The following is a 25,564-nucleotide window of genomic DNA, read 5'->3' as shown; positions in this document are numbered from 1 at the left end:
GCTCACCGCGGCCGTCACGTCCGCGTCCGCTGGTCCGTGACCCGCGACTTCGGCTCCGGCGCTGCGTGCCCTCGACCGTGCCGGGAACGAGTCGAAGGGCACCGCCGAGCAGCCCGTCACCACCGTCGACCGGGTCGCGCCCGGCGTTCCCCAGGGGGTGGGCGTCACCGACGCCTCCGAGGACGGCGGGATCCGTGCCGGCTGGCCGGACCGGCTCTCGTACCGGGACGCCTCCGCCGAGCAGGGCGTCACCCATCACTACCGGGTGAGCGCCGTCGACGCGGCGGGCTGGCGAGTCCGCGCGGTCCGCCGCGGTCGACGGCCGGCGCCGGGACGACACACCGCCCTCCGCGGTCACCGGGCTGACCCCCACCCGACCGACCACGGCTTCGCACTGAACCGGGACCCGAACCCGACGCCCGATCCGAGAGCCGAGCGGGACGGTCAGGGGCCCGGAGGTTCGTCCGAACCTCCGGGCCCCTGGCCGTACTTGACGAACCGTCGGCCGACGACGTCAGTCCGCGGACGCCTGGCGTCCCTTCGGCCGCCACACCACCAACGCGCTGCTCTGCTGCACTTCCTGATACGGCACCAGGTCGCGCCGGTAGGAGGCGTGGACCGCGGCCTCGCGCTGGCGCATGGCCGCGGCGGCGCCGTCGAGCGCGGCCTCCATCTCGGCGACCCTCGACTGGAGGGCGGCGACCTGGTTCTCCAGCTCGATGATGCGCTTGATGCCGGCCAGGTTGATGCCCTCGTCCTGCGACAACTGCTGGACCGTACGCAGCAGTTCGATGTCACGGGCCGAGTAGCGACGGCCGCGCCCGGCGGTGCGGTCCGGGGAGACCAGCCCCAGCCGGTCGTACTGACGCAGGGTCTGCGGGTGCAGACCGGAGAGCTGGGCGGCCACCGAGATGACGTACACCGGTGTCTCTTCCGTCAGCTCGTAAGGGTTTCGTCGGCGGCCGTCCATCACATTCATGCTCCCTTCGCGGCCTGGAACAGCTCCGCTCGCGGGTCCTCGCCCGCGGTCGCCTCGCGATACGCCTCCAGCGCGTCACGAGCCTTCCCCGACAGGTCGTTCGGAACACTCACCTCGACCGTGATCAGCAGGTCCCCGCGGGTGCCGTCCTTGCGGAAGGCGCCCTTGCCCCGGGCCCGCATCGTACGGCCGTTGGGGGTGCCCGGAGGCAGTTTCAGGGTGACCGGCGGTCCGCCCAGGGTCGGGACCCGGACCTCGCCACCGAGGGCCGCCTCGGTGAACGTCACCGGGACGGTCACCGTGAGGTTGTCCTCCTTGCGACCGAACACCGGGTGCGGATCGACATGCACGACGACGTACAGGTCGCCCGCCGGGCCGCCCCGTTCACCGGGCGCTCCCTTGCCGCGCAACCGGATCCGCTGGCCGTCGGAGACGCCCGCCGGGATCCTGACCTGCATGGTCCGGGACGACTTGGCGCGGCCCGAACCCTTGCAGATGTCGCAGGGGTCCTCGGCGATCAGGCCCCGGCCCTTGCAGTCCGGGCAGGGGTCGGTCAGCGAGAAACCGCCGCCGGAGCCCCGCGCGACCTGGCCGGTACCGACGCACGTCGGGCACACCCGGGGGGTGCCGTTGGCGTCGCCGGTGCCCGAACAGGCCTTGCAGGGCGACTGCGAGGACATCCGCAGCGGTACGGTCGCGCCCTCGATGGCCTCGGTGAAGCTCAGCGTGACCTCGGACTCGATGTCCTGGCCGCGCCGGGGCTGCACCCGGGTGGTGCCGGAGCTGCCGCGGTTGAACAGTCCGCCGAAGACATCGCCGATGCCCCCGCCGAAGCCGCCCGCGCCCTGGCCGCCGCCGCCCTGGGCGCCGCCTCCGAAGAGGTCGCCCAGGTCGAAGTTGAACGAGCCGCCGCCGGCGCCGGGTCCGGGGCGGAAGCCGCCGTTGCCGAAGAGGGCGCGGGCCTCGTCGTACTCCTTGCGTTTCTTGGGGTCACCGAGGATGTCGTTGGCCTCGGAGATCTCCTTGAAGCGCTCCTCGGCCTTGGTGTTCCCCTTGTTGGCGTCCGGGTGGAACTCACGGGCGAGCTTGCGGTACGCCTTCTTGATCTCGGCCTCGGTGGCGTCCCTGGGGACGCCGAGGACCTTGTAGTAGTCCTTCTCGATGAAGTCCTTGGTACTCATCCGCGACGTCCCTCCTTCCACTCACCCTGCACACCGTCCCGGCCCCTGGCGTCAGCCCTCGTCCGGGCCACCGCTCTCCTTGTCGTCGGCACCGGAGGCACCGGCCGCCTGCTCGTCGGAGCCCTCGGCCTTGACGGCCTGCGCCCCCGGCTGGGGCTCGGCCACGGCCACCCGCGCGGGGCGGATGGTGCGTTCGCCGATGCGATACCCCGGCTGGAGAATCGCCACGCACGTCGTCTCGGTGACGTCGGGCGCGTAGCTGTGCATCAGGGCCTCGTGGATCGTCGGGTCGAAGGGCTCGCCCTCCTTGCCGAACTGCTGCAGGCCCATCTTCGCCGCGACGGTCTCCAGCGACTCCGCGACGGACTTGAAGCCGCCGACGAGTTCGCTGTGCTCCCGCGCGCGGCCGATGTCGTCGAGCACCGGCAGGAGTTCGGTCAGGAGGTTCGCGATGGCGATCTCCTTGACCGTGATCCGGTCGCGCTCGACCCGGCGACGGTAGTTCTGGTACTCGGCCTGGAGCCGCTGGAGGTCCGTGGTGCGCTCACCGAGCGCCGTACGCACCTGGTCCAGCTCTGCCGTCAGACCGGCCACCCGGTCCGCCGCTGCCGCGTCCCCGGCCGGGGCCGCCCCCTCCTGGGGGGCGGCCTTCGGCTCGGCGTCGTTCGAGCCGGAGGGGACGTCGGGCTGTTGCGGCTGACCTTGCGGCTGCTGCTCGTCGAAGCCCGGGGTCTCCTCCGTCACGCGGCACCGTCCTTGCGCTCACGGTCCTCGTCGACGATCTCGGCGTCCACGACGTCGTCGTCGGCCTTGGTGTCACCGGCGGCGGGGCCGGCCTCGCCGCCCGCGGCCTGCGCGGCCTGGGCGTCCGCGTACAGCGCCTGGCCGAGCTTCTGCGAGACGGCCGCGACCTTCTCGGTGGCCGTGCGGATCTCGGCGGTGTCCTCGCCCTTCAGCGTGGCCTTCAGCTCCTCGACCGCGGCCTCGACCTCGGTCTTGATGTCACCGGGGACCTTGTCCTCGTTGTCCTTGAGGAACTTCTCGGTCTGGTAGACGAGCTGCTCGCCCTGGTTACGGCTCTCGGCGGCCTCGCGGCGGGCGTGGTCCTCCTCCGCGTACTTCTCGGCCTCCTGGCGCATCCGGTCGACCTCGTCCTTCGGCAGCGAGGAGCCGCCGGTGACGGTCATCTTCTGCTCCTTGCCCGTGCCCAGGTCCTTCGCGGTCACGTGCATGATGCCGTTGGCGTCGATGTCGAAGGCGACCTCGATCTGCGGGACACCGCGCGGGGCGGGCGGCAGACCGGTCAGCTCGAACATCCCGAGCTTCTTGTTGTACGCCGCGATCTCGCGCTCGCCCTGGTAGACCTGGATCTGCACGGACGGCTGGTTGTCCTCGGCGGTGGTGAAGATCTCGGACCGCTTGGTCGGGATCGTCGTGTTCCGCTCGATGAGCTTGGTCATGATGCCGCCCTTGGTCTCGATACCGAGGGACAGCGGGGTGACGTCGAGGAGCAGGACGTCCTTGACCTCGCCCTTGAGGACACCGGCCTGGAGGGCGGCGCCGATGGCGACGACCTCGTCCGGGTTCACACCCTTGTTGGCCTCGTTGCCGCCGGTCAGCTCCTTGACCAGCTCGGCGACGGCCGGCATACGGGTGGAGCCGCCGACGAGAACGACGTGGTCGATCTCGCTCAGGGCGATCCCGGCGTCCTTGATGACGTTGTGGAACGGCGTCTTGCAGCGCTCCAGCAGGTCGGCCGTCAGCTGCTGGAACTGGGCCCGGGTGAGCTTCTCGTCCAGGTGCAGCGGGCCCTCGGCGGAGGCCGTGATGTAGGGGAGGTTGATCGAGGTCTCGGTGGACGAGGACAGCTCGATCTTCGCCTTCTCGGCGGCCTCGCGCAGACGCTGCAGCGCCATCTTGTCCTTGGCGAGGTCCACACCGTGGCCGGCGCGGAACTGCTGCACCAGGTAGTCGACGACACGCTGGTCCCAGTCGTCACCACCGAGGTGGTTGTCGCCGTTGGTGGCCTTCACCTCGACGACGCCGTCACCGATCTCCAGGAGCGACACGTCGAAGGTGCCGCCACCGAGGTCGAAGACGAGGATCGTCTGGTCGTCCTTGTCCAGGCCGTACGCGAGGGCGGCGGCGGTGGGCTCGTTGACGATGCGCAGGACGTTGAGGCCCGCGATCTCACCGGCCTCCTTGGTGGCCTGCCGCTCCGAGTCGTTGAAGTACGCCGGGACGGTGATGACCGCGTCCGCGACCTTCTCGCCCAGGTACGCCTCGGCGTCGCGCTTCAGCTTCTGCAGGATGAACGCGCTCATCTGCTGCGGGTTGAAGTGCTTCCCGTCGAGCTCGATCTTCCAGTCCGTACCCATGTGACGCTTGACGGACCGGATGGTCCGGTCCACGTTCGTGACCGCCTGGCGCTTGGCGACCTCGCCGACGAGCACCTCGCCGTTCTTGGCGAAGGCGACGACGGACGGCGTGGTCCTGGCGCCCTCTGCGTTGGTGATGACGGTGGGCTCGCCGCCTTCAAGAACGCTGACGACGGAGTTAGTCGTGCCCAGGTCGATGCCGACCGCACGTGCCATTTCAATTCCTCCAGCAATGACTTGAGTGGAACGGACTCAAGTGTGCATGACGGCCCCCGATGGGTCAACAGAGCTGAGTCGAGGAGGCTCAACTCTTATGTTTTGCTTACAGGCAAGTGCGGCCTGAACTGGGGAAATACGGGCACGAGGGAGGGCATCGCCCTACCTCGCCCTACCCCGCCCACCCCCGCCGCCCCAGCTCCGCGGCCTCCTGCTCACGCAGTCGCCGGGGTCGGGACGGCGGCCCGGGGGCACGTCCGCCCGGGATGGGCCGGGGGCGGTGGACCCCCGTGGGGACGGGCCGCGCGGCGGCGGGCGCGGGCCGGGGCGGACCCACCGGCACGAAGACCATCGCCAGGACCACCACCGCGGTCGCCCCCGCCACCCACCACGCGAAGCGCGGTTCCGTCCACAGCATGTGGACGGCCAGGCCGACCCCCGTGGAGCCCGCCGCGCAGACCCCCAGCACGACCACCACCCCCGGCGGTGTGAGCCCGATCCGCCGCAGCCGGTGCGCGAGATGGTCGGGCCCGCCCCGCCACAGCTCCCGCCCCGCGCGCCTGCGCGAGACCAGGGCGAGGACGACATCGGCGGTCGCCACGGCGGTGAGGGCGAAGGGCGCCCCGACCCCGGCGCCGTACCCGACGGCGTACACATGGAGCACACCGCCCGCGAGCACGAACCCCACGAACAGCGCCCCGCAGGTGCCGAGCACGATCCGCGCGGGCGGCCAGTTGTGCATCAGGAACCCGGTGAGCGCGGCGGCCAGCACGCTGAACAGCGTGGCCAGGCCGTCCATGACCTCGGCCGCCGCACACCCGCTCAGCGCGAACGCGGTGACCGCACCGACCACCCCGAGCACCCCGTCCGAACGGGCCATCCCCTTGAACCCGTGCACCACGAGGGCGATCCAGAAGACGCCCGCCACCCCGCCCAGGACACCCAGATCGCGGTACGGCACGACCAGCGCGGCGGCAACCACCACCCCCGCGGCCCCCACGACCGCCGGCAGCCGCCACACATCACCGACCAGCCCGAGCACCCCGAGCCCGGCCCCCACGACGATCAGCCGTCCGGCCTCCTCCCCCAGCGGGGCGACACCGCTCCACTCCCCCACCCAGGCCACGGCACCCACCCCGGCCAGCACCGCGACTCCGCCGAGCGACGGCACCCGTCGCCCCCGGCGCCGCTCGGCGATCCCCAGCCGCAGCGCGGGCACACGGACGGTCGCCGAGAGCACGGCGGTCAGCAACAGGGCGGAGGCGGCGGCGAGGATTCCGTACAGCACGGATCCAAGTTAGGCGCGAATGTCACAATTTCTGATGAATAACACGATCGTTTTGAAACAGCACCTTCACCCCGCCCCGACACGGTCGCGGTCAGGCAACCCTCAGCGACGCAGATCACCGACGCCCTGGCTACAGTGCGGCAACAGATGCGGGTACGCTCAAAGAACGGCATAAGTTACCGATTAGTAATTTGATCAGACCCCTCGCAGGCCCGAGGAGCCCCGAAATGCAACTCGCCGCGATCATCGTGTCGCTGGTCCTGACCGTGGTCGGCGTAGCGCTGATCTCGCGGGCCGTGGCGCAGATCTACCGGTTCGTGAAGCTCGGTCAGCCGGTGCCGGCGGGCAGCCGCACCGACGATCCGAAGGCGCGCACGATCACCCTGGTCAAGGAGTTCCTCGGCCACACCCGGATGAACCGGTGGGGGATCGTCGGTTTCGCACACTGGTTCGTCGCGATCGGCTTCCTGACGCTGCCGCCGACGCTCGCCCAGGCGTACGGCCAGCTGTTCCAGGCGGACTGGACGCTGCCGGTGATCGGCGGCTTCCTGCCGTTCGAGATGTACATCGAGTTCATCGGCGTGATGACGATCCTCGGCATCCTCGTGCTGATCGCCATCCGGCTGCTCAACCTTCCCTCCCGGGCGGGCCGCAAGTCGCGTTTCGCGGGCTCCAAGGCCTGGCAGGCGTACTTCGTCGAGTACGTCATCCTCACCATCGGCCTCGCGATCTACACGCTGCGCGGTCTTGAGGGCGCGATCCACCACGTGGACCACTACGAGGCCGGGTACTTCGCCTCGTACCCGCTGGTCGTGGCCTTCCGGGACCTGGACCCGAGCACCCTGCAGACGCTGGTGTACTTCACCGCGATGATCAAGATCGGTGTGTCGCTGATCTGGATGATCACGGTGTCCCTGAACACCAACATGGGTGTCGCCTGGCACCGTTTCCTCGGCTTCCCGAACATCTGGTTCAAGCGGAACGCGGACGGCGCCACCGCGCTGGGCGGCCTCCAGCCCATGACGTCCGGCGGGAAGGCGATCGACTTCACCGACCCCGGTGACGACGACGTCTTCGGTGTCTCCCAGGTCGAGCAGTTCTCCTGGAAGGGCATCCTCGACTTCTCCACCTGCACCGAGTGCGGTCGCTGCCAGTCGCAGTGCCCGGCCTGGAACACCGGCAAGCCGCTCTCCCCGAAGCTGCTGATCATGTCGCTGCGCGACCACGCGCACGCCAAGGCCCCCTACCTGCTGGCGGGCGGCGGCAAGTCGATGGAGGGCGAGGAGAAGGCCTCCGAGGAGCAGCTCGCCTCAGTGCCCGCTTCCGCCCTCGCCGAGGCCGAGCGCCCGCTGATCGGGACGGTCGAGGAGAACGGCGTCATCGACCCGGACGTCCTGTGGTCCTGCACCACCTGCGGCGCCTGTGTCGAGCAGTGCCCGGTCGACATCGAGCACGTCGACCACATCGTCGACATGCGCCGCTACCAGGTGATGATCGAGTCCGCGTTCCCGTCCGAGGCGGGCACGATGCTCAAGAACCTGGAGAAGAAGGGCAACCCCTGGGGCCTGGCGAAGAAGCAGCGCCTGGAGTGGCTCAAGGAGGTCGAGTTCGAGGTCCCGGTCGTCGGCAAGGACATCGAGGACCTCACCGAGGTCGAGTACCTGTACTGGGTCGGCTGCGCCGGCGCCCTGGAGGACCGCGCCAAGAAGACCACCAAGGCCTTCGCGGAGCTGCTCCACATGGCGGGCGTCACGTTCGCCATCATGGGCGGCGACGAGAAGTGCACCGGTGACTCCGCCCGCCGCCTCGGCAACGAGCCCCTGTTCCAGGAGCTCGGCATGGAGAACGTCGCCGCGCTGAACATGGCGTTCGGCGAGGACGACGAGGACGAGAGCACCAAGAAGCCGAAGTCGGCCAAGAAGATCGTCGCCACCTGCCCGCACTGCCTCAACACCCTCGGCAACGAGTACCCGCAGCTCGGCGGCGACTACGAGGTCATCCACCACACCCAGCTGCTCCAGCACCTCATCGACGAGGGCAAGCTGATCCCGGTGACCCCCGTCGAGGGCCTCATCACCTACCACGACCCCTGCTACCTGGGCCGCCACAACAAGATCTACACGCCCCCGCGCGAGATCATGTCCGCCGTCCCGGGCCTGCGCCAGCAGGAGATGCACCGCCACAAGGAACGCGGCTTCTGCTGCGGCGCCGGCGGCGCGCGGATGTGGATGGAGGAGCGCATCGGCAAGCGCATCAACAACGAGCGCGTCGACGAGGCGCTCTCGCTGAACCCGGACATCGTCTCCACCGCCTGCCCGTTCTGCCTGGTCATGCTCACGGACTCCGTGAACGGCAAGAAGAACGACGGCAAGGCCAAGGAGTCCATCACGGTCGTCGACGTCGCCCAGCTGCTGCTGGAGTCCGTCAAGACGCCCGTGCCGGACGAGGGGGAGCCCCCGGCCGGCACGGCGGAGGCGGAGAGCGAGCCGGAGACCCAGCCGGTGAAGTGACCCCGGCCCGGCACAACGGCCGTTCGACGCCCCTGGTCCCCTCCGGACCGGGGGCGTCGCCGTGTCAGCGCTCCCCGGCCGGGATCAGCTTCTCGACCTCCGGCGGCAGGTCGCCGTCCATGCGCACCATGAAGAACGGCTCCTCGTCGGCGTAGAGACGGATCGCGATGGCGTCGGCCGGGTCCAGCCCCTTGACCGCGTACGCCGGGAAGGTGGCCGGCTCAGCCGTCGCGTCGGCCTCGCCGGGCCAGGGCGCTCCGTGCACGGGTACCGCTCATCGTCGTGTCTCCTCGAACTCGTCCATCGATGTCTCGCACCGCAGACGCACGGCCCCCGGAGAACGTTCGAACAGTCGCTGTCCGACGAGCGAACCCCGCCCCACCCGTCTCACCCGCCTCACCCGCCTCACCCGCCCCAGAAATTCTTCGAACTCACGTACAACCCTCCCGCCACCTCGTCGGTCTCCTGTTAGCCAACGCCGCCCCACGCCCTGGAGAACTCCGGGCGAACGGGGCGGGACGGGCACCCCATCGACGCGGACGTCTGCCAGGCGTCCCGCATGCAGCAGGAGATTCCCGCATGCACAAGCACCTGCGACTCGCCCTCGCGACGGCCTCCGCGGTCGCGCTGACCGGCGGTCTGCTCACCTTCTCGGCCGTGACGGCGACGGCGGCCGACTCGGTCCACCAGCCGGTGGCCGACTTCAACGGCGACGGCTTCGGCGACGTCGCGTACTCGGCGGGCAACGCCACCGTGGGCGGCAAGAGCGGCGCCGGTCAGATCGTCGCCCTGTACGGCTCGGCGAGCGGAGTGACCTCGTCGAAGCGCACCACCATCAGCCAGAACACCACCGGCGTACCCGGCAGCGCGGAGAAGAACGACGCCTTCGGCTGGGTCAGCGCGTACGGCGACTACAACGACGACGGCTTCGACGACCTGGCCGTGTCCGCGCAGGCCGAGGACGTCGACGGCGACACCGACGGCGGCACGGTCCTCATCGTCTGGGGCTCGGCGAAGGGCCTGTCCGGCGCCACCACCGTCAAGGACCCGGCGGTCTCCTCGCACGACTACTGGGGCACCGCGCTGGCCTCCGGCGACTTCGACGGCGACGGCAAGGAGGACCTCGCGGTCGGCTCCTCGTCGAACCGGGTGTACGTCTTCGAGGGCGGCATCGGCAAGTCGGGTACGGCCGCGGGCCGCTACAGCTTCACCACCGACATCCTCTCCGGCAACGGCACCGGCACGCTGGTGCTCTCCGCGGGCGACGTCAACGGCGACACCCGCACCGACATCGTCGTCAACGGCTACGAGACCGACGGCAGTTACCACTACAACACCAACTGGTACGTGCCCGGCACCGCCTCCGGTCTGAGCGCGTCCGGGGCCCAGGAGCTGAAGCGCGGCATCATCACCGGCATCGGCGACATCAACGGCGACGGCTTCGGCGACATCGTCACCGGCCAGGACTGGGACCCGTCGAAGGACGGCAGCCAGCCCTCCGTGCCCGAGTCGTCCACCGGCGGCAAGGTGCACGTCGTCCACGGCACCGCCGACGGGCCGGGCAGCACGGTCGCGGTGACGCAGAACAGCGGCAACGTGCCGGGTTCCTCCGAGCGCGGCGACTGGTTCGGCAGCGAGCTGTCCCTCGGCGACATCAACGGCGACGGAATGACCGACCTGGTGGCCGGCGCCCCCGGCGAGAACCTCGGCGGTGTCGTCAACGCGGGCGCCCTGACCATCCTGTACGGCACCGAGTCGGGCCTGAACACCACTTCCGGCTACCAGTACTTCGCGCAGTCCACGGCCGGTGTCCCCGGCTCGGACGAGAAGGACGACCTCTTCGGCAGCGACGTCAAGCTCACCGACGTCACCGGCGACGGCAAGGCCGACCTGACGGCCGGGGCGTACGGCGAGAACGACTTCAACGGCTCCGTGGTCTATCTGCCCTCCAACGGCACGAAGATCACCACGACCGGCTCGCGCTCCCTCGCCCCGTCCGCGGTCGGCGTCTCCACGTCCGGCCAGCCGGTGTTCGGCGCGAACGCGGCCAACTGAGCACGGACCGACGTACTCCACAGCCTGTGGAGGGGGCCCGCAGCCGACAAGCTGCGGGCCCCGTCCGCGCGCCACGCGCCCCCTCCTCCCTCTCCTCGTTTCTGGAGTCCGCCTTGCGCACTCGCTCCCTCCTCCTGACCGCCGCCCTCACCACCGGCCTGCTCACCGCGCTCCCGGCCACCGCCGTGGCGGCGCCCTCCGGTCTCTCCGGCGACTTCAACGGCGACGGCCACCGCGATCTCGCGATCGCCGCTCCCATCGCCAAGGTCTCCGGCAAGAAGGGGGCCGGTTATGTCGCGGTCGTCTACGGCACCGCGAAGGGCCTCGGCACGGCCAAGCGCCAGATCATCAGCCAGGCCACGGCCGGTGTGCCCGGCTCCCCGCAGTCGTCCGGCTACTTCGGCGACCGGCTGACCACGGGCGACCTCGACGGCGACGGCTACACGGACCTGATCGTGGGCGCGCACGGCCGCAGCCTCGGCTCGTCCGGCGATTCGGGCGCCCTGACCGTCCTGTGGGGCGGCGCGAGCGGTATCAAGACGGCGACCGACATCACCTCGCCCCTCCCCGAGAACCGCAACGAGCTGGGCTGGTCCGTGGCCACCGGTGACTTCGACGGCGACGGCGACACCGACCTGGCCGCCGCCAACCTCGCGTTCCCCGGGCTGAACATCTTCAAGGGCCCGATCTCCCGCACCGGCAAGGCGACGGGACTCGTCGGCATCGACACGTACGAGCAGACCGGCATCAACACCGACAAGATCGTCGCGGGCGACGTCACCGGCGACGGTACGACGGATCTGCTGGTCATGGGCCAGCAGGAGATCAAGAACGGCTACCGCACGCGCAGCGTCCTCTACAAGGGCTCCGCCTCCGGCCTCAAGGCGGGCCCCAAGGTCGCCGGCGGCTACGACGCCGTCATCGCCGATGTGAACAAGGACGGCCGGGGCGACATCGTCACCGGCAACTTCATGGAGAAGTCGACCGACGAGCCGAACGGCGGCCTCGGCGGCGCGATCACGGTCACCTACGGCAGCGCCACCGGCATCAGCTCCCGCACCCCGGTCCGGATCGGCCAGAACACCGCGGGCGTGCCCGGCACCGCGACGCGGAACGACAGGTTCGGCTGGAGCCTGTCCGCGGGAGACGTCAACCGCGACGGGTACACCGACATCGCGGTCGGCGTCCCCCAGAAGACCGTCGGCGGGAAGCAGCACGCCGGTGCCGTCGTCGTCCTGCGCGGTGCGAAGTCCGGCCTCACCGGCAGCGGCGCCAAGTCCTACTCGCAGAACACCTCGGGCGTCCCCGGCGCGGCGGAGTCGTACGACTACTTCGGCGCGGCCGTCCGCCTCACCGACAGCAACGGCGACGGCTACGCGGAACTGGTCGCGGGCGCCTACGCCGAGAACTCCGCCGACGGTGCCGTCTGGACCCTGAAGTCCGGCAGGTCCGGTGTCACGGGCACCGGCGCGAAGTCCTTCAACGGCACGACCGTGGGCGGCCCTTCGGGCGACGCGTACTTCGGGGACGTACTCGCGGGCTGACACGCCGACGTACGCCTCCTCCCCCTCACCCCCTCCCTGGAGCCGCTTTGCGCACTCGCCCCCTCCTCCTGGCCGCAGGCCTCCTCGCCTCCGGCCTGACCCCGCTCGCCCTGGCCACGCCCGCCGCCGCCGCGCCCGCCAAGTACGCGGACGACTTCAACGGCGACGGTCACCGCGACTACGCGGTCTACTCCTACGGCCCGGAGGACGCCAGCAAGGGCGGCGGCATCCTGGTCACCTTCGGCACGGCGAACGGCCCTGGTACGAAGACGCAGTTCATCGACCAGGCGAGCGCGGGCGTCCCCGGCGCCGACGAGGCGAACGACTTCTTCGGTGAGGTGCGCACGGCCGCGGACTTCGACAAGGACGGGTACGGCGACCTCGCCGTCTCCGCCAACGGCGAGAACGTCGGCACATACAAGGACAAGGGCACGGTCACCGTCCTCTGGGGCTCGGCGAAGGGCCTGTCGGGCGGCACGACCGTCCCGTTCAAGGGCCCGAAGGGCGTCTCCGGCCGCGCCGCCGACCTCGCCACCGGCGACTTCAACGGCGACGGCCACCAGGACCTGGCCCTCGTCCGCGACAGCAAGGCGTACGTCTACCGAGGCGCGATCACGAAGTCGGGGGTGAAGGGCTCGGTCACCGTCCTGGACAAGGAGAACGCGTCCTTCTGGGCCACCGCCCTGATCGCCGGCAAGGTCGACAAGGACGGCAAGACCGACCTCGTGGTCATCGCCGACGTCGTCAGCGACACGTACATCGCCTCCGACGCCTGGTTCGTCAAGGGCGGCAAGGCCAAGCTGTACCCGGGCAAGACGCTGCGCCTGGAGCGCCAGAACGGCAACGGCGGCCAGGCCGTACGCGGCGGCGACGGCGTCATCGCCGACTTCGACAAGGACGGCTACGGCGACATCGCCATCGGCACCGAGATCCACGACCGGGGCAAGGGCCGCGTGTCGGTGTGGTACGGCGGCTCGTCCGGCCCGTCGACGAGCGCCCGCTTCACCCAGAACTCCGCCGGGGTCGCGGGCGGCGCGGAGCGGGACGACTGGTTCGGCGCGTCGGTCTCCGCCGGTGACGTGAACGGCGACGGCTACCGCGACCTTGCGGTCGGCGCGTACGGCGAGAAGATCGGCACGCAGGAGTACGCCGGCGGCGTCCACGTCCTCTACGGCACCAAGTCGGGCCTCACGGGCAAGGGTTCCCAGTGGTTCGCCCGCAACAGCCCCGGCGTCCCCGGCCCCTTGGCCGACGAATCCCTCGGCCACACGGTCCGCCTCCGCGACACCGACCGCGACGGCCACGCGGACCTGTACGTCGCGGGGTACAACGGCTCGCTGCTGCTGCGGGGTTCGTCGAAGGGCGCGACGACGACGGGCACGGAGTCGGTGAACGGGGACATCATCGGGGGGATGCTTCAGTAACGCGGCGTGCGTGTCTCACGTATCGCACGTATGAGGGCGGCGAGCCCGGCGGGGGTGGAGCGCACCACCCGGCCGGGCTCTTCGCTTTCGCGGAGGTGGAGGACTTCGCGATGGGCGGCGATCTCAAGGCAGTTGGCCGCATCACCGCCGCTGGAGAACGAGGACTTCCGCCACACCATGCCGTCCGCCATGCCCTGACCCCTCAGCATTCTCGTACGAGTCGGTGGATCAACTCCCGGGACTCTACGACCTCCAACGCCGCCGCCTCCACCTTGCGCAGCACCTCCCGGTATCGCACGAGCTGAGCCTCCGCGTCCAGGAAAGCACTGCCGTGCTGGCTGTCCACCATGGCGGTGTCGAGCAGCGGAACCGGACCGCCCGCGTACACCACCGGATCGACCACCCCGGCGAAGCCGTCCACGTCGAACGGCACGACACGCACCACGACTTCGCTCTCCAACAGATACGACAGCTGCTCCCTGGCCACCTTCCGGTCGGCCACCCTGATCCGCAGCGCCGCCTCATGCACCAACGCCAGGTACCGGACACCCTCCAGAGCCCGCTGCCGACGCAACCTGAACTCCACCCGAGTCTCCAGCCCCTCCTCCGAAAGCCTCGGCACCGAGCCCTCGAAGATCGCCCGCACCTGCCCCTCGGTCTGGAGCAGCCCGGGAATGTGCACGCACTCGAAGTTGGTCAGGTGAGCGGCGTGGTGTTCCAGCTCCGCCAGATCGAGATACCCCGACGGCACACGCCCCCGGTACTCCTCCCACCAGCCCCGCCCGCGCTCGGTCGCCATGGCCACCAAGGCCTCGACGAGGGCGGCGTCGTCACAGGCGTACTGCCCGGCCAGGTACCGCACGCGCTCGGCACTCACTCCGACATTGCCCGACTCCATCATGGAGATCTTGCTCTGCGCGATCCCCATGGCATCCGACGCCTCCCGGATCGACTGGCCCCTCCGTTCCCGCAGCTTGCGCAGCTCGGCGCCCAGCCGCGCCTGGCGTGCGGTGACGATGCTCCTGGCCGGCATGTGGCCCTTCCCTCCCGACAGTTGGAGGCACCAGTATCCCAGTCCCGCTTGACCGGGGTGAGTATTCACCCCTACATTCAGTGACGCGACGCACACGCTGCGGAACTCCGGGACCCCGGAAGCGCACCGCCCCGCCCTGCCACGGCGGCGGCGACAGAGCCACCGCCCGCCACCCCAGCGCCCCCACCCCTCCGTACGCCTCACCGGGAGCCCCCCATGCCCGACGCCTGGGAGTACACCCTCTACATCCCCCACGACCCCCGAGCCGTGGCCATCAGCCGCCGCACGCTCCGCGACATCCTCACCACCCACACCCTCCCCGCCCTCCTCGAACCGGCGGAGCTGCTGGCCTCCGAACTCCTCACCAACGCCCTCCTCCACACCACCGGCCCGGCGGCCCTGAAGCTCCGCCAGTCCGGCCACTCCTTCCGCCTCGGCGCCTGGGACACGGACCCGACACCCCCGAAGGCCACCACCCCCACCGAGACGGGCACCTCCGGCCGAGGCCTCCACCTCGTCGAGGCCTACGCGGACGACTGGGGGTGGTTCACGGTGAACGGGACGGACGGCAAGTACATCTGGTGTGAACTGGGTACGGAGACGAAACCGGACTGACGACCGAGCAACACGGGGGTGGGGATGACGGGAGTACGCAAGGTGCTCCGAATCCTGGGCGGCGCAGGGCTGTTGCTCTCGTTCGGCGTGGCGACGAACCAGGTGCTGAACGACGGCAGACTCAGCTGGACCTGGATGTACGCCGCCTTCGGCTTCGGCGTCCTGAGCCTGCTGCTCTCGGAGGCGGCCCTCCCCGCCGCCACGGGCGACGCCACCCCACACGGCGGTCGCCGGGTCTACCTCCGCCAACTCCACGCCAGCGTCCGGGACATGGAGACGGTCGGCATCGCGACGCAGAGCGAGTTCGTGTTCCGGATGCGCCAGGTGTACGTGGACGTCAGCGTCGCACCCCAGCCCCTGCACAACGCCACGCGGGAGCCGTATCTGGGTTCGGTGTCCGGCGGGGAACGCCGAAGCCTGGAGTCGGTGCTCCGGGACGCCGAACGCGATGCGGCGTCCCGGGTGCTGGCGGTGATCGGCGGCCCGGGCTCCGGCAAGACGACGCTGGCCCGCAACACGGCCCTTGGGCTGTGCGAACACCGCTGGCGGCCGCGGAGGCGCCGACTGCCGGTGCTGCTGTACCTCCGCGACCACGCCGCCACTCTGCTGGCCGACGAGCCTCCCACGCTCGGCACGGTGGCGGTCTCGGCCGGCTGGATCGAGGGCAAGGTCTCGGCACGCTGGCTGGACCGACGACTCGACCGCGGCGGCTGTGTCGTACTCCTGGACGGACTGGACGAGGTCGCCGACCGGGCGGACCGCGACCGGGTCGTGGCCTGGGTCGCCCGCCAGATCCAGCGCCATCCCGACAACGTCTACGTGGTGACGTCCCGCCCGCACGGCTACGAGACGAATCCGCTGCCGGGAGCGGAGGTGCTCCAGGTACGGCGCTTCACCTGGCGGCAGATCGAACTCTTCCTGCGGCAGTGGTCGTTCGCGACGGAGAGCCGGGCCCGGCAGGGCACGGAACGGGAGATACGCGCCATCGCGGACAGGAACGCCGCCGACCTGCTGACCCGGCTGCGCGGTCAACCGGCGCTGTACGACCTGGCGGCCAACCCGCTGTTGCTGACCATGACCGCGAACGTCCATCGCTACCGTGGCCAACTACCGGGCAGTCGAGCCGAGTTGTACGCGGAGATGTGCGACGTACTGCTCCACCGCCGCGCCGAGGCCCGCGGCCTGACCGACGCCACCGGCCTCGGCGGCACCCACAAGCAGCATGTCGCGCAGCACCTGGCGCTGGCCATGATGAGGGCCCGGGTCCGGGACTGGCCGGTGCGTGACGCGGCCACGGCGATCCGCCGACCGCTGCGCCAGGTCCCCGGCACGGTGACCGCGGAGGTGTTCCTGACCGAGGCACGCAAGAGCGGCCTGCTCGTCGAACGCGAACACGGCGTGTACGGCTTCGCCCACCTGACCCTGCAGGAGTACCTGGCGGCGGCCCAGCTCAGCGGCTCGCGGACCGACGCCACCGCACTGACGACCCATGTCGACGACCCCTGGTGGCGCGAGACCATCCTCCTCTGGTCTGCCTCCAACGACGCCACCGCTGTCATCACCGCCTGCCTGGACCGCAACACCGTTCCCGCCCTGGCGCTGGCCTTCGACTGCGTCGACCAGGCCAGGACTGTCGACCCGGACGTCCGAGAACGCGTCGACGAGATCGCGACCGCGCAGGCGGACGACCCCACAGACCCCACGGACGCCGCCCGGCGGCGCCTTCTCGTCGGAGTTCTGGCCACCAGAAGCCTGAGAGAGACGATCCGGATCAACGACACCACGGCCCTGTGCGCACGGCCCGTTCCCCAAGGTGTGTACCGGCAGTTTGTCCGGGAGGAGAGGGCGGACGGACGCCACCATGACAACCGCATTGCCACAGACGCGCTCCAGGCCGACAACCGGTCCGTGGTGGGCATGCAGGCGGGCGACGCCGAACGCTTCGTCGCCTGGCTCAACACCGTCACCGGGGACACCGGCTACCGGCTGCCCACACCGGAAGAACTACACGGCCCCGCCACGGCCACGTCCGTCGCCCTGGCCCGCCACACCTTCTGGGCCCGGCACGCCGAGCGCACCGTCCTCCACCAGCCTGACAGAGCCCCTTGGCCCTACCGTGCCAGCCCTGAGTCACCTCGCTTGCTCCCGGTCGCCGACCGCCAGAGCCTCATGCCCTTCATCCGGCTCCTGGCGATCCCGGCCGGGCAGCGCACCCACATCGAAACCTGGACCAGGGTCCTCCTCACCGGGATCACCCATGCCGAGGACATCCCCGGCTCCCCCGACCTGGCACCGCTGGAGCTTCCTCTCCTGCTCACCCTCGCCCTGGCCCTGGACCACGCCCGAGCCCACCTGAGCGTCCGGGGCGACTCCCTCCCGGCTCTCCGCGGGCCCAGCCCTCTGGACATCCACAAAGCACTCGCCCAGGCTCTCAATCTGATCCACGCCGTCGAACCCGCCTTCGCCGTCGCTCCAGACCTCGCCAACGCGGTGGCCCGGGGGGTCAGCTCCGGCCCCACCATCCACGCCCAGAGGGGCGCGCTCACCATCGCCCTCGCCCAGGCCTACGACGACGCCCTGGCTCGCGCCCTGGAACTCGACCCGGGCCTCAGCCGCGGCCCCAACGGCACCTTCGTACCGCACCTCGACCTCCCCCTGGCGGTCGAGGCCGCGTTCCCCCTCGCCGTCAATCTCGACGGCGCCCTCGATCTCGGGCTGAACAACATCCCGCCCCTCCACCGCGTCTTCTCCGACGTCGACGATCCCTTCAGCCTCTCCTCCACCCTCGACCTGACGTTCAGCCTCGACGACGACCCCGCCACCGGGGAGCTGAGCCTCGCATCCATCGCGTTCTCCGCTCTGGCCGACGCCTGGTGGTACCGCCGCTCCGAACAGGATCGCGTCCCCGGACGGGATCGCGTCCCCGGACGGGACTGGGGCCTCGCGAGTCTCGACGACTTCCTCACAGCCATGGCGACCGATGCCCCCGCGATGCCGTCGCCGAATCCACCGGAGGATCCGGCCACCTACCTCCGCGCACTCGGCTTGCGCCTGCGGGCGACTCAGTACAGCAGCGACCGGCCCGCTTCGGCGCTGGTCATTCTGGACAGGGCGGTCGCACTTCTCACCTCGATGCGTGACCGGAGGTCTCCCTCAGGCCGTCGGACGCTGGCCTGCGTCCGCTCAGCCCTGCTCGCCACCATCGCCTTCCTGCGAGCACGCCGCACCGACGAGGAAGCCGTGCAAGCCCTGCGGCTCGCATGGCAGAGCCTGGCCGCGCTCGACCCCCACGCCGTGGGCCAACCGACCTCCAACCAGCTCCTCCTCCTGGCCCGCACCCAGCCCTGACCTCGCCCTGGCCAGCCTGCGAAGCACCCCAACCGGGACGATAATCGAACAAAAGGAAGATTACTTACAGAACCCGGAAAGGCCGGCGATCCCCATGACCGAACACCCGAACGCAGCGCTCGTCCGCAAGGGCTACGAAGCCTTCTCCCGGGGCGACATGGACACCCTCCGCGGCCTGATGGCCTCGGACTGCACCCACCACGTCCCCGGCAGCCACCTCCTGTCCGGCGACTACAAGGGCCAGGACTCGATCATCGGCCTCTACCAGCGGCTCTTCGAGGAGACCGGCGGAACCTTCAGCGTCGACCTCAGCCACATCTGCGTGGACGGCCGGGGCCACGCGGTCTCCGTGCACCGGTACACCGCCGAGCGGGGCGGCAGGCGGATCGAGCAGAACGGCTGCCTCGTCTTCCGGATCGTCGGCGACAGGATGACGGACATCGACGAGTGCCAGGAGGACCTGGACAAGGAGAGCGAGTTCTGGTCGTAGCCCTCGGCTCTCGGTCCCGACCCCGGTCCCGGTCCCCGACCCCGCCCGCACAACCCCACGAGGCCTCCAGGTGTCACACAGGTGAACCAGCCAGCACCCACCCCGATATCCGGCCATCACCTGGAGCCCCCCGTGCACAGACGGACGTACGCCCTGGCCGCCACCACCGCGGCCACGGCAGCACTCGCGCTGGCCCTCGTCCCGCACCCGGCGACCGCCCGGCCCGCCGCCGACACCACCCCCCTGACCAGCGACTTCAACGGCGACGGCTACGCGGACCTGGCCGTCGGCGTCCCCGACGGGACCGTGAGCGGCAAGGCGAAGGCCGGCTATGTGAACCTCGTCTGGGGCGGGGCCAAGGGCCTCGGCCGGTACGGGAGCATCCGCGTCAGCCAGGCCACCGCCGAGGTCCCCGGCAGCCCGGAGGCGGGCGACCGCTTCGGCGCGTCCGTCCTGCTGCGGGACCTGAGCGGCGACGGACTCGCGGAGCTGATCGTCGGCGCGCCCGGCGAGGACGTCGACGGCCGCGGCGCGGACGCGGGCGCGGTGGTCGTCGTAGGCGGCGCGAAGCACGGCACCGGCCCGGGATCCAACGCCCTGCTCGGCCCCTCGGCGAGGTCGGCGTACGGCTGGTCGGTCGCGGCGGCCGACCTGACCGGCGACGGCGGCCGGGACCTCGTGATCGGCGGCCGGGACAAGGTCGTCATGCGCGCGGCCGTGGACAACGGCGAGAACCTCGTCGTCACCACCGTCCTCGCCACCCCGATGGGCGGCCGGGCCCCGCTCCTGGCCACCGGCGACTTCACCGCCGACGGCACGGACGACCTCGCCCTCGCCTACCACACGATCAACGCCCCCTCCACCCAGTCGCACGTACGGCTGTGGACGTGGGACGAGGCCGAACGCCGGATGGCCAACACCTGGAACTCCGACAACGGCGCCGCCTCCGCGCTCGCCGTCGGCGACTTCGACGGCGACGGCCTGGACGACCTGGCCCTCGGTGAGTGCCGGGAGATCGCCGACGAGAACATCGACGACCCGTGCGGCCCGGAGTCGTACGCCAAGGGCGGCGGCATCCACATCGAGTACGGCGACGCGAAGGGCTCCTTCGGTCTGCGCTCCCAGACCCTCAACCAGGACACGGTCGGCGTGTACGGCGTCGCCGAGGACGGCGACCGCTTCGGCGCCTCCCTCGCCGTACTGGACTGGAACCGCGACGGCCGTGACGACCTGGTCGCGGGCGCCCCCGGCGAGGCCATCGGCACCCGCAGGGCGGCGGGCGCGGCCACGTTGCTGCTGGGACACGCCGGCGGCCTCGTCGACAAGTACGGCGAGGCGACCTCCGTCCCCTACCACCAGGACCGCCCCCGCGTCCCCGGTGTCGCGGAGACGAACGACGCCTTCGGCACGGCCGTCGCCACCGGCGACTACGACAAGGACGGCACCCCGGACACGGCCGTCGGCGCCCCGGGCGAGAACGCGAAGTCGGGCGGCGTCTGGGTCTTCCCGAAGACCTCCGTCACCGGCTCCGTCGCCCTCACCCCGAAGAAGCTGGGCCTGCCGTCCCCGTCGTCGGCACTGTCGTACGGCAGGTACCTGAGCAGTCACTGAGCAGCCGCCGAGCAGCCACTGAGCAGCCACTGAGCAGCCACTGAGCAGCCACTGTGCCTCACGCCGAGACCCGTGCGGGCCTGCGGGAACGCGTCCCCCGGTGGACCCCTCGGCCGCCCCTCACCCGCCCCTGACGATCCCTTAGGGGATGTCACAGCTCGGCCGCAAAGCCGGGCCGGTTGCCCCCGGCCCGGCACGCGGTCGCCCGGGACCAGGTACGTTCGATGACGTGGCTGGATTCAGGATCGGACGCGGCCGGGACAACGGCGCTCCTCAAGCGCGACCGCACAACCCTCCGTACGGACAGCAGGCCCCGCAGGCCGGCGGCCCGTCGTACGGCTACCCCCAGACGCCCCCCGGGCCGCCGTACGGCGGTGCCCGGGGCGGCGGTCAGGGCGGCTGGCCGCAGACGCACGGCGGCGGGCACCGCGGCGGTTACGGGGGCCAGGGCGACCACGGCGAGCCGGAGTACTTCGGCGACGACGGCGGGCAACCGCACGGCGGCGTGGACCCGTACGCGGCCAACAACCCGGGGCACACGCAGATGTTCGCCGTCGGCGAGGACCCGTACCAGCAGGGCGACACCTACCGCGCGGGCAACGCCCCGGCGGCCCCGATCGGCCCGCGGCTGCCCTGGAAGGCGCTCCTCAAGGGCATCGTCACCAGCCCGAACCAGACGTTCCTGGTGATGCGCGACCACTCGGTGTGGGGCCCGGCCCTGATCGTGTCGTTCCTGTACGGCCTGCTGGCCGTCTTCGGGTTCGACGGCGCCCGCGAGGACGCGATCAACGCGACGCTCTCGAACGCCGTGCCGATCGTCCTGGTCACGGCCGTGACGATGGTGGTGAGCACCTTCGTCCTCGGCGTGGTCACCCACACCCTGGCCCGCCAGCTCGGCGGCGACGGCGCCTGGCAGCCCACGGTCGGCCTCTCCATGCTGATCATGGCCCTGACGGACGCGCCGCGCCTGGTGGTCGCGATGTTCGCGGGCGGCGACGCCTCGTTCGTCCAGATCCTCGGCTGGATCACCTGGGTCGCCGCGGGCGCCCTGCTGACCCTGATGGTCTCCAAGTCCCACGACCTCCCCTGGCCGAAGGCGCTGGGCGCCTCGGCGATCCAGCTGGTGGCGATCCTTTCGCTGATCAAGCTGGGCACGTTCTAGGGGAGCCTCTCGTAGGGCAGGGCCCCGGCGCAGTCGCTGCGCCGGGGCCCTGCCGTATGCCCGCAAATGAACTAAATACACGATTTCGCAATGAATCATCATCATTTATTCACATACCGTCAGATAACGTGACCGAGTCCTGAACCCTGAACACCTCCACAAGGAGTGCGTGTGAAAGCTCGCTTTGGCATCCGCCGGGGAACGGTGCTCCTGGCCACACTGCTCGTCGCCCTGTCCACCGCGATCCTCCCCGGCAGCGCGTCGGCCGACGGCCACGGGGACGAGAACGGCCAACAGTCCCGCCCCTCGGACCACTGGGGTGTGATCACCCGCAACACGATCGGCTCGCCCGTGGCCGAGTTGCGCAACGGCCCGTTCGGCTCGTTCGACGCGCCGAGCGCGGCGCAGCGCCCGCCGTACGGCCGGGGCAGCCTGGGTATCGCGGTGGCGGACAAGTCCACCACCCTGGCCACCCCCAGCGAGAAGGTCGACTTCGGCAACGAGATCGACTTCTACGGCAAGTCGGTGGCGGGCCTGCAAGAGGTCGGCTTCCACGTGTTCCAGACGGGCGAGAACGTCGGCTACGGCGGGGGCCAGCCGAACATGCCGAACATCAGGTTCGAGATCGACCCGAACCTGGCCGCCCCGAACGACGGCATCAACTACTCCACGCTGGTGTGGGTGCCGCCTGCCTCCCCGGTGACGAACCGCTGGAGCCCGTACCTCGACGCCGCCACGAGCGGCTACTGGTACCTCACGAACGCGGCGGCGGCCACCGCGACCGGCTGCACCCAGGCAGCTCAGTGCACCTTCGCCGCGGTGAAGACAGCACTGCAGGACGGCGGCGCCCCGGCGACCCTCTACAGCGCCGCCGTCGGCAAGGGCCGGGACTTCATGTGGATCGGTGCCATCGACGGCTTCCGTGTCAACGAGACCATCTACGACTTCGAGCGGTGGGGCGTCCGGGCCCTCCCGGCCGACTGACCACTGCTCACGTGCCGGCCACGGTCCACGGACCGCCCATGGAGCCGATTCCGGCTGTGTGATGATGCACAGACAAATGACCGGCCCCCGGGGAGGGGCCGGTCGCACGAGAGGGGCGGGGGCCGGTCGTGGGCAACGGCAAGGGTGGGGAGTCCATACCGGACGAGGAATGGGAGCGCTTCCTTCGCGAATCCGAAGCGGGGACCACGAACGCACCCGAGGAACCGTCGGCGCGGGCCCGCATGGTGGCGGGGCGGCTACGGGAGGAGACCGCGCGACCGGAGCCGTGGCGCGGCTCCCCGCCACCGGCCCGGCGGCGGGGAGGCAAGGGCTGGTACGCGATCGGTCTGCTGGTCGCGGTCGCCCTGCTGGTCGTGGCGGTGGCGCCGGGGCGGGTGGTCGGCTGGTTCGGCGGCGGGGACGGCGGGGGCGCGCCGCTCGCCGTGGAGTCGGAACGTCCTGATCAGCCGCCGGCGGCGGACGGGGCGGCCCAACTCCCGACCGTGGACGAGCCGTTCAGGGGGTCGCCCGCGGTGCGGTGGGGTGACGGGACGGCGGGCATCGGACTGCCCGAGGCACGGGCGACCGGCTGGATGAGCAAGGCGCAGGTCGCGCGGGCGCTCCAGGAGAGCCGGGACTTCCTCACCGCGTCCAGTCTGGATCCCGGGGTGCTGCGCGGGGAGCGCCCGAGAAGGGCGATCGCGTCGATCAATCCTCATCAGCAGGACGTCCAGGATTTCCTGGCGACGGCGTTCCGTGCGCCCAGCCGTGACAACGATCCGCTGCTGCTGTTCAGCCGCTTCGAGAACACGGAGGTCCGGCTCGTCGGGGACGTGGTCAAGACCCGGGGGCGGATCACGTACCGGGAGGGTGAGCGCGGCGCGGTCGAGGTGACCACCGATGTCACGTACGTCTATCCGGTGGTGCGGGCGGCGGAGGGAAGCGACGAGGTCGCGCGCACCATCGTGCGCCGCGAGGTCGTGATGAGCTGGGACGACCCGGCGAAGATCATCATCGAGCCGGGCACGTTCTCCCTCGTCTCCTACAAGGTCGACACCACCAACGGCGGCTGCGACACCTTCACCGGCTACCTCACCCCCGGCTTCAGCGCGGACCGCGCCACGTCGGACCCGGCGGAGGGCCCGGAGGTCGACCCGTACGACCGGAGCACATCGATGGACGCCCGCCTGCGGGAGACCGACGACGCCGCCTGCGGCACGGCCTCACGGACGTGATCAGAGGGCTTCCCTGTTCGCCTTGGACGCCTCCCCCGACCGGTGCACGGGAGGCAGCACACTCCACGGGAAGTTGATCCACTCGTCGGTCCGCTTCCACACGTACTCGCACTTCACGAGGGAGTGGGACTTCTCATAGATCACGGCGGACCGGACCTCGGCCACGGCGTCGAGGCAAAAGTCGTGGACGAGCTTGAGCGTCTTGCCCGTGTCGGCGACATCGTCCGTGATCAGGACCTTCTTGTCGGAGAAGTCGATCGCGTTCGGGACGGGGGCGAGCATGACGGGCATGTCGAGGGTCGTGCCGACGCCGGTGTAGAACTCGACGTTCACGAGGTGGATGTTCTTGCAGTCCAGGGCGTAGGCGAGCCCGCCGGCCACGAAGACGCCGCCGCGGGCGATGGAGAGCACGATGTCGGGCTCGTACCCGTCGTCGGCGATGGTCTGGGCGAGTTCGCGTACGGCGGTGCCGAAGGCCTCGTAGCTGAGGTTCTCGCGGACGACCTGGGACATGCTCACACCTGCGTCCGGTGGAAGTTGAGGAAGGACCGGGAGGCGGTGGGCCCGCGCTGCCCCTGGTAGCGGGAGCCGTACCGCTCGCTGCCGTACGGGAACTCGGCCGGCGAGCTGAGCCGGAACAGACACAGCTGCCCGATCTTCATGCCCGGCCAGAGCTTGATGGGGAGCGTGGCGAGATTCGACAGCTCAAGGGTCACGTGCCCGGAGAACCCGGGGTCGATGAACCCGGCGGTGGAGTGGGTGACGAGCCCGAGACGGCCCAGCGAACTCTTGCCCTCCAGCCGCGAGGCGAGATCGTCGGGGAGCGTGATGACCTCGTACGTACTCGCGAGCACGAACTCACCGGGGTGCAGGATGAAGGGCTCGTCCCCCTCGGGTTCGACGAGCCGCGTGAGATCGGACTGCTCCACGGAGGGGTCGATGTGCGGGTAGCGGTGGTTCTCGAACACCCGGAAGAAGCGGTCGAGACGCACGTCGACACTCGACGGCTGCACCATGGATTCGTCGTACGGATCGATCCGCACCCGTCCGGCGTCGATCTCGGCCCGGATGTCCTTGTCTGAGAGAAGCACGCCCCGAGGATACGCAAGACGCGCGGACCGTCCCTAACCAGCCGGACGAACCGCGCGCCTGAGTCGCTACGACTGCTGCTGCCGCTCCTGCCGTTACCGCTTCTGCCGTTACCGCTTTTCCAGAGCCACGGGTACGACACTGCGCAACCGGGCGCAGCGTGGGCAGCGCATGAGCCGACCGGGGCCGAGGCGTTCGGCCTGCTGCATCGGGAACGAAGCGGTGCTGAACACGTGCCCATCGGCACAACGGACGACGGTGCGCTCCATCAAGTCCAAGAGTCCCTTCCCCAAGAGCCGCGTCTGACGGTCGACCTTCGCCGACCTGACGAGGAACCGCCACATTACGGGATGATTGGGACGGCCCTCCAGGCGGCACTCCGATCCCGCCGAAGGCCCACCCGGGCCCTCTTCCGCACCTCC

The 25,564-nt window shown here is 70.4% G+C and carries 21 protein-coding genes; 11 read left to right on the top strand and 10 right to left on the bottom strand.

Annotated elements, in window-relative coordinates; genetic code table 11:
- Nucleotides 1-514: 514 nt before the first annotated feature.
- From F9278_RS26355 to F9278_RS26335, 5 genes are all read right to left on the bottom strand, one after another.
- On the bottom strand, nt 515-970 hold the full coding sequence (locus F9278_RS26355; protein WP_152174142.1) for a heat shock protein transcriptional repressor HspR: 456 nt from the start codon (nt 968-970) through the stop codon (nt 515-517).
- 5 nt (nt 971-975) lie between these two features.
- Nucleotides 976-2,160 (bottom strand): molecular chaperone DnaJ, encoded by a 1,185-nt coding sequence (gene dnaJ, locus F9278_RS26350; RefSeq protein ID WP_152170520.1) that lies wholly within the window; start codon nt 2,158-2,160, stop codon nt 976-978.
- A 51-nt stretch (nt 2,161-2,211) separates the two neighbouring features.
- Complete coding sequence (gene grpE / locus F9278_RS26345; protein ID WP_152170519.1) at nt 2,212-2,904, bottom strand: nucleotide exchange factor GrpE; 693 nt, start codon at nt 2,902-2,904, stop codon at nt 2,212-2,214.
- Entirely contained in the window at nt 2,901-4,754 is a 1,854-nt protein-coding gene (gene dnaK, locus F9278_RS26340; RefSeq protein ID WP_152170518.1) for a molecular chaperone DnaK, read from the bottom strand. Before dnaK ends, grpE begins: the two co-directional genes overlap by 4 nt.
- 172 nt (nt 4,755-4,926) lie before the next feature.
- Nucleotides 4,927-6,042, bottom strand: coding sequence for an MraY family glycosyltransferase (locus tag F9278_RS26335; RefSeq protein ID WP_152170517.1), 1,116 nt, complete (start codon nt 6,040-6,042; stop codon nt 4,927-4,929).
- A gap of 227 nt (nt 6,043-6,269) precedes the next feature.
- On the opposite strand from F9278_RS26335, the gene F9278_RS26330 reads away from it, so the two are divergent.
- Entirely contained in the window at nt 6,270-8,552 is a 2,283-nt protein-coding gene (locus tag F9278_RS26330; protein ID WP_152170516.1) for a (Fe-S)-binding protein, read from the top strand.
- Nucleotides 8,553-8,616: 64 nt separating this feature from the next.
- Here F9278_RS26330 and F9278_RS26325 read toward each other — a convergent pair whose 3' ends face one another.
- Nucleotides 8,617-8,817: a DUF6281 family protein gene (locus F9278_RS26325; protein ID WP_152170515.1), complete on the bottom strand. Its 201-nt coding sequence runs from the start codon at nt 8,815-8,817 to the stop codon at nt 8,617-8,619.
- Between the two features lie 314 nt (nt 8,818-9,131).
- Between F9278_RS26325 and F9278_RS26320 the strand changes: the two genes are divergently transcribed.
- The 3 genes from F9278_RS26320 to F9278_RS26305 all read left to right on the top strand — a co-directional run bounded on the left by F9278_RS26320 (nt 9,132) and on the right by F9278_RS26305 (nt 13,575).
- Nucleotides 9,132-10,607, top strand: coding sequence for a VCBS repeat-containing protein (locus F9278_RS26320; protein ID WP_152170514.1), 1,476 nt, complete (start codon nt 9,132-9,134; stop codon nt 10,605-10,607).
- 113 nt (nt 10,608-10,720) lie between these two features.
- Entirely contained in the window at nt 10,721-12,151 is a 1,431-nt protein-coding gene (locus tag F9278_RS46330) for an FG-GAP and VCBS repeat-containing protein (RefSeq protein WP_193241639.1), read from the top strand.
- Nucleotides 12,152-12,198: 47 nt separating this feature from the next.
- Nucleotides 12,199-13,575: an FG-GAP and VCBS repeat-containing protein gene (locus F9278_RS26305; RefSeq protein ID WP_152170513.1), complete on the top strand. Its 1,377-nt coding sequence runs from the start codon at nt 12,199-12,201 to the stop codon at nt 13,573-13,575.
- On the opposite strand, the gene F9278_RS26300 is transcribed toward F9278_RS26305, so the two are convergent.
- Together F9278_RS26300 and F9278_RS26295 are read right to left on the bottom strand one after the other, a co-directional pair.
- Nucleotides 13,569-13,766, bottom strand: a complete 198-nt coding sequence (locus F9278_RS26300) for a DUF397 domain-containing protein (protein WP_152170512.1) — start codon at nt 13,764-13,766, stop codon at nt 13,569-13,571. The genes F9278_RS26305 and F9278_RS26300 overlap by 7 nt on opposite strands.
- Before the next feature lie 11 nt (nt 13,767-13,777).
- Nucleotides 13,778-14,608, bottom strand: a complete 831-nt coding sequence (locus F9278_RS26295; RefSeq protein WP_152170511.1) for a helix-turn-helix domain-containing protein — start codon at nt 14,606-14,608, stop codon at nt 13,778-13,780.
- Nucleotides 14,609-14,824: 216 nt separating this feature from the next.
- Here F9278_RS26295 and F9278_RS26290 point away from each other — a divergent pair, with 216 nt between their 5' ends.
- The 7 genes from F9278_RS26290 (at nt 14,825) to F9278_RS26260 (ending at nt 24,053) form a co-directional block, all read left to right on the top strand.
- Nucleotides 14,825-15,223 (top strand): ATP-binding protein, encoded by a 399-nt coding sequence (locus F9278_RS26290; RefSeq protein ID WP_152170510.1) that lies wholly within the window; start codon nt 14,825-14,827, stop codon nt 15,221-15,223.
- Nucleotides 15,224-15,247: 24 nt separating this feature from the next.
- A complete protein-coding gene (locus F9278_RS26285) occupies nt 15,248-18,571 on the top strand; it encodes an NACHT domain-containing protein (protein WP_152170509.1) in 3,324 nt (1,107 codons plus the stop codon).
- A 94-nt stretch (nt 18,572-18,665) separates the two neighbouring features.
- Nucleotides 18,666-19,061, top strand: coding sequence for a nuclear transport factor 2 family protein (locus F9278_RS26280; RefSeq protein WP_152170508.1), 396 nt, complete (start codon nt 18,666-18,668; stop codon nt 19,059-19,061).
- A gap of 132 nt (nt 19,062-19,193) precedes the next feature.
- On the top strand, nt 19,194-20,672 hold the full coding sequence (locus tag F9278_RS26275) for an FG-GAP-like repeat-containing protein (protein WP_226966962.1): 1,479 nt from the start codon (nt 19,194-19,196) through the stop codon (nt 20,670-20,672).
- A 148-nt stretch (nt 20,673-20,820) separates the two neighbouring features.
- Nucleotides 20,821-21,834, top strand: coding sequence for a Yip1 family protein (locus F9278_RS26270; protein WP_152170507.1), 1,014 nt, complete (start codon nt 20,821-20,823; stop codon nt 21,832-21,834).
- A gap of 171 nt (nt 21,835-22,005) precedes the next feature.
- Nucleotides 22,006-22,818, top strand: a complete 813-nt coding sequence (locus F9278_RS26265) for a hypothetical protein (RefSeq protein ID WP_226966961.1) — start codon at nt 22,006-22,008, stop codon at nt 22,816-22,818.
- A gap of 128 nt (nt 22,819-22,946) precedes the next feature.
- Entirely contained in the window at nt 22,947-24,053 is a 1,107-nt protein-coding gene (locus F9278_RS26260) for a hypothetical protein (protein WP_152170506.1), read from the top strand.
- Here the strand turns inward: F9278_RS26260 and F9278_RS26255 are convergent, their stop codons facing one another.
- Nucleotides 24,054-24,566: a phosphoribosyltransferase gene (locus F9278_RS26255; RefSeq protein ID WP_152170505.1), complete on the bottom strand. Its 513-nt coding sequence runs from the start codon at nt 24,564-24,566 to the stop codon at nt 24,054-24,056.
- Between the two features lie 2 nt (nt 24,567-24,568).
- On the bottom strand, nt 24,569-25,144 hold the full coding sequence (gene dcd, locus F9278_RS26250; protein WP_050398817.1) for a dCTP deaminase: 576 nt from the start codon (nt 25,142-25,144) through the stop codon (nt 24,569-24,571).
- Between the last annotated feature and the right edge of the window lie 420 nt (nt 25,145-25,564).

It is taken from the genome of Streptomyces phaeolivaceus (genome assembly GCF_009184865.1).
GTDB classification, from domain to species: Bacteria; Actinomycetota; Actinomycetes; order Streptomycetales; family Streptomycetaceae; genus Streptomyces; species Streptomyces phaeolivaceus.
This window is presented reverse-complemented; position numbering and strand designations above follow the sequence as displayed.

What these genes read in the sequence shown, in the direction of transcription:
- F9278_RS26280 (WP_152170508.1), top strand. Translation starts at nt 18,666, where the DNA reads ATGACCGAACACCCGAACGCAGCGCTCGTCCGCAAGGGCTACGAAGCC.
- dnaJ (WP_152170520.1), bottom strand. Translation starts at nt 2,160, where the DNA reads ATGAGTACCAAGGACTTCATCGAGAAGGACTACTACAAGGTCCTCGGC.
- F9278_RS26270 (WP_152170507.1), top strand. Translation starts at nt 20,821, where the DNA reads ATGTCACAGCTCGGCCGCAAAGCCGGGCCGGTTGCCCCCGGCCCGGCA.
- F9278_RS26295 (WP_152170511.1), bottom strand. Translation starts at nt 14,608, where the DNA reads ATGCCGGCCAGGAGCATCGTCACCGCACGCCAGGCGCGGCTGGGCGCC.
- F9278_RS26255 (WP_152170505.1), bottom strand. Translation starts at nt 24,566, where the DNA reads ATGTCCCAGGTCGTCCGCGAGAACCTCAGCTACGAGGCCTTCGGCACC.
- F9278_RS26330 (WP_152170516.1), top strand. Translation starts at nt 6,270, where the DNA reads ATGCAACTCGCCGCGATCATCGTGTCGCTGGTCCTGACCGTGGTCGGC.
- F9278_RS26300 (WP_152170512.1), bottom strand. Translation starts at nt 13,766, where the DNA reads ATGGCGGACGGCATGGTGTGGCGGAAGTCCTCGTTCTCCAGCGGCGGT.
- F9278_RS26355 (WP_152174142.1), bottom strand. Translation starts at nt 970, where the DNA reads ATGGACGGCCGCCGACGAAACCCTTACGAGCTGACGGAAGAGACACCG.
- F9278_RS26290 (WP_152170510.1), top strand. Translation starts at nt 14,825, where the DNA reads ATGCCCGACGCCTGGGAGTACACCCTCTACATCCCCCACGACCCCCGA.
- F9278_RS26320 (WP_152170514.1), top strand. Translation starts at nt 9,132, where the DNA reads ATGCACAAGCACCTGCGACTCGCCCTCGCGACGGCCTCCGCGGTCGCG.
- dnaK (WP_152170518.1), bottom strand. Translation starts at nt 4,754, where the DNA reads ATGGCACGTGCGGTCGGCATCGACCTGGGCACGACTAACTCCGTCGTC.
- F9278_RS26285 (WP_152170509.1), top strand. Translation starts at nt 15,248, where the DNA reads ATGACGGGAGTACGCAAGGTGCTCCGAATCCTGGGCGGCGCAGGGCTG.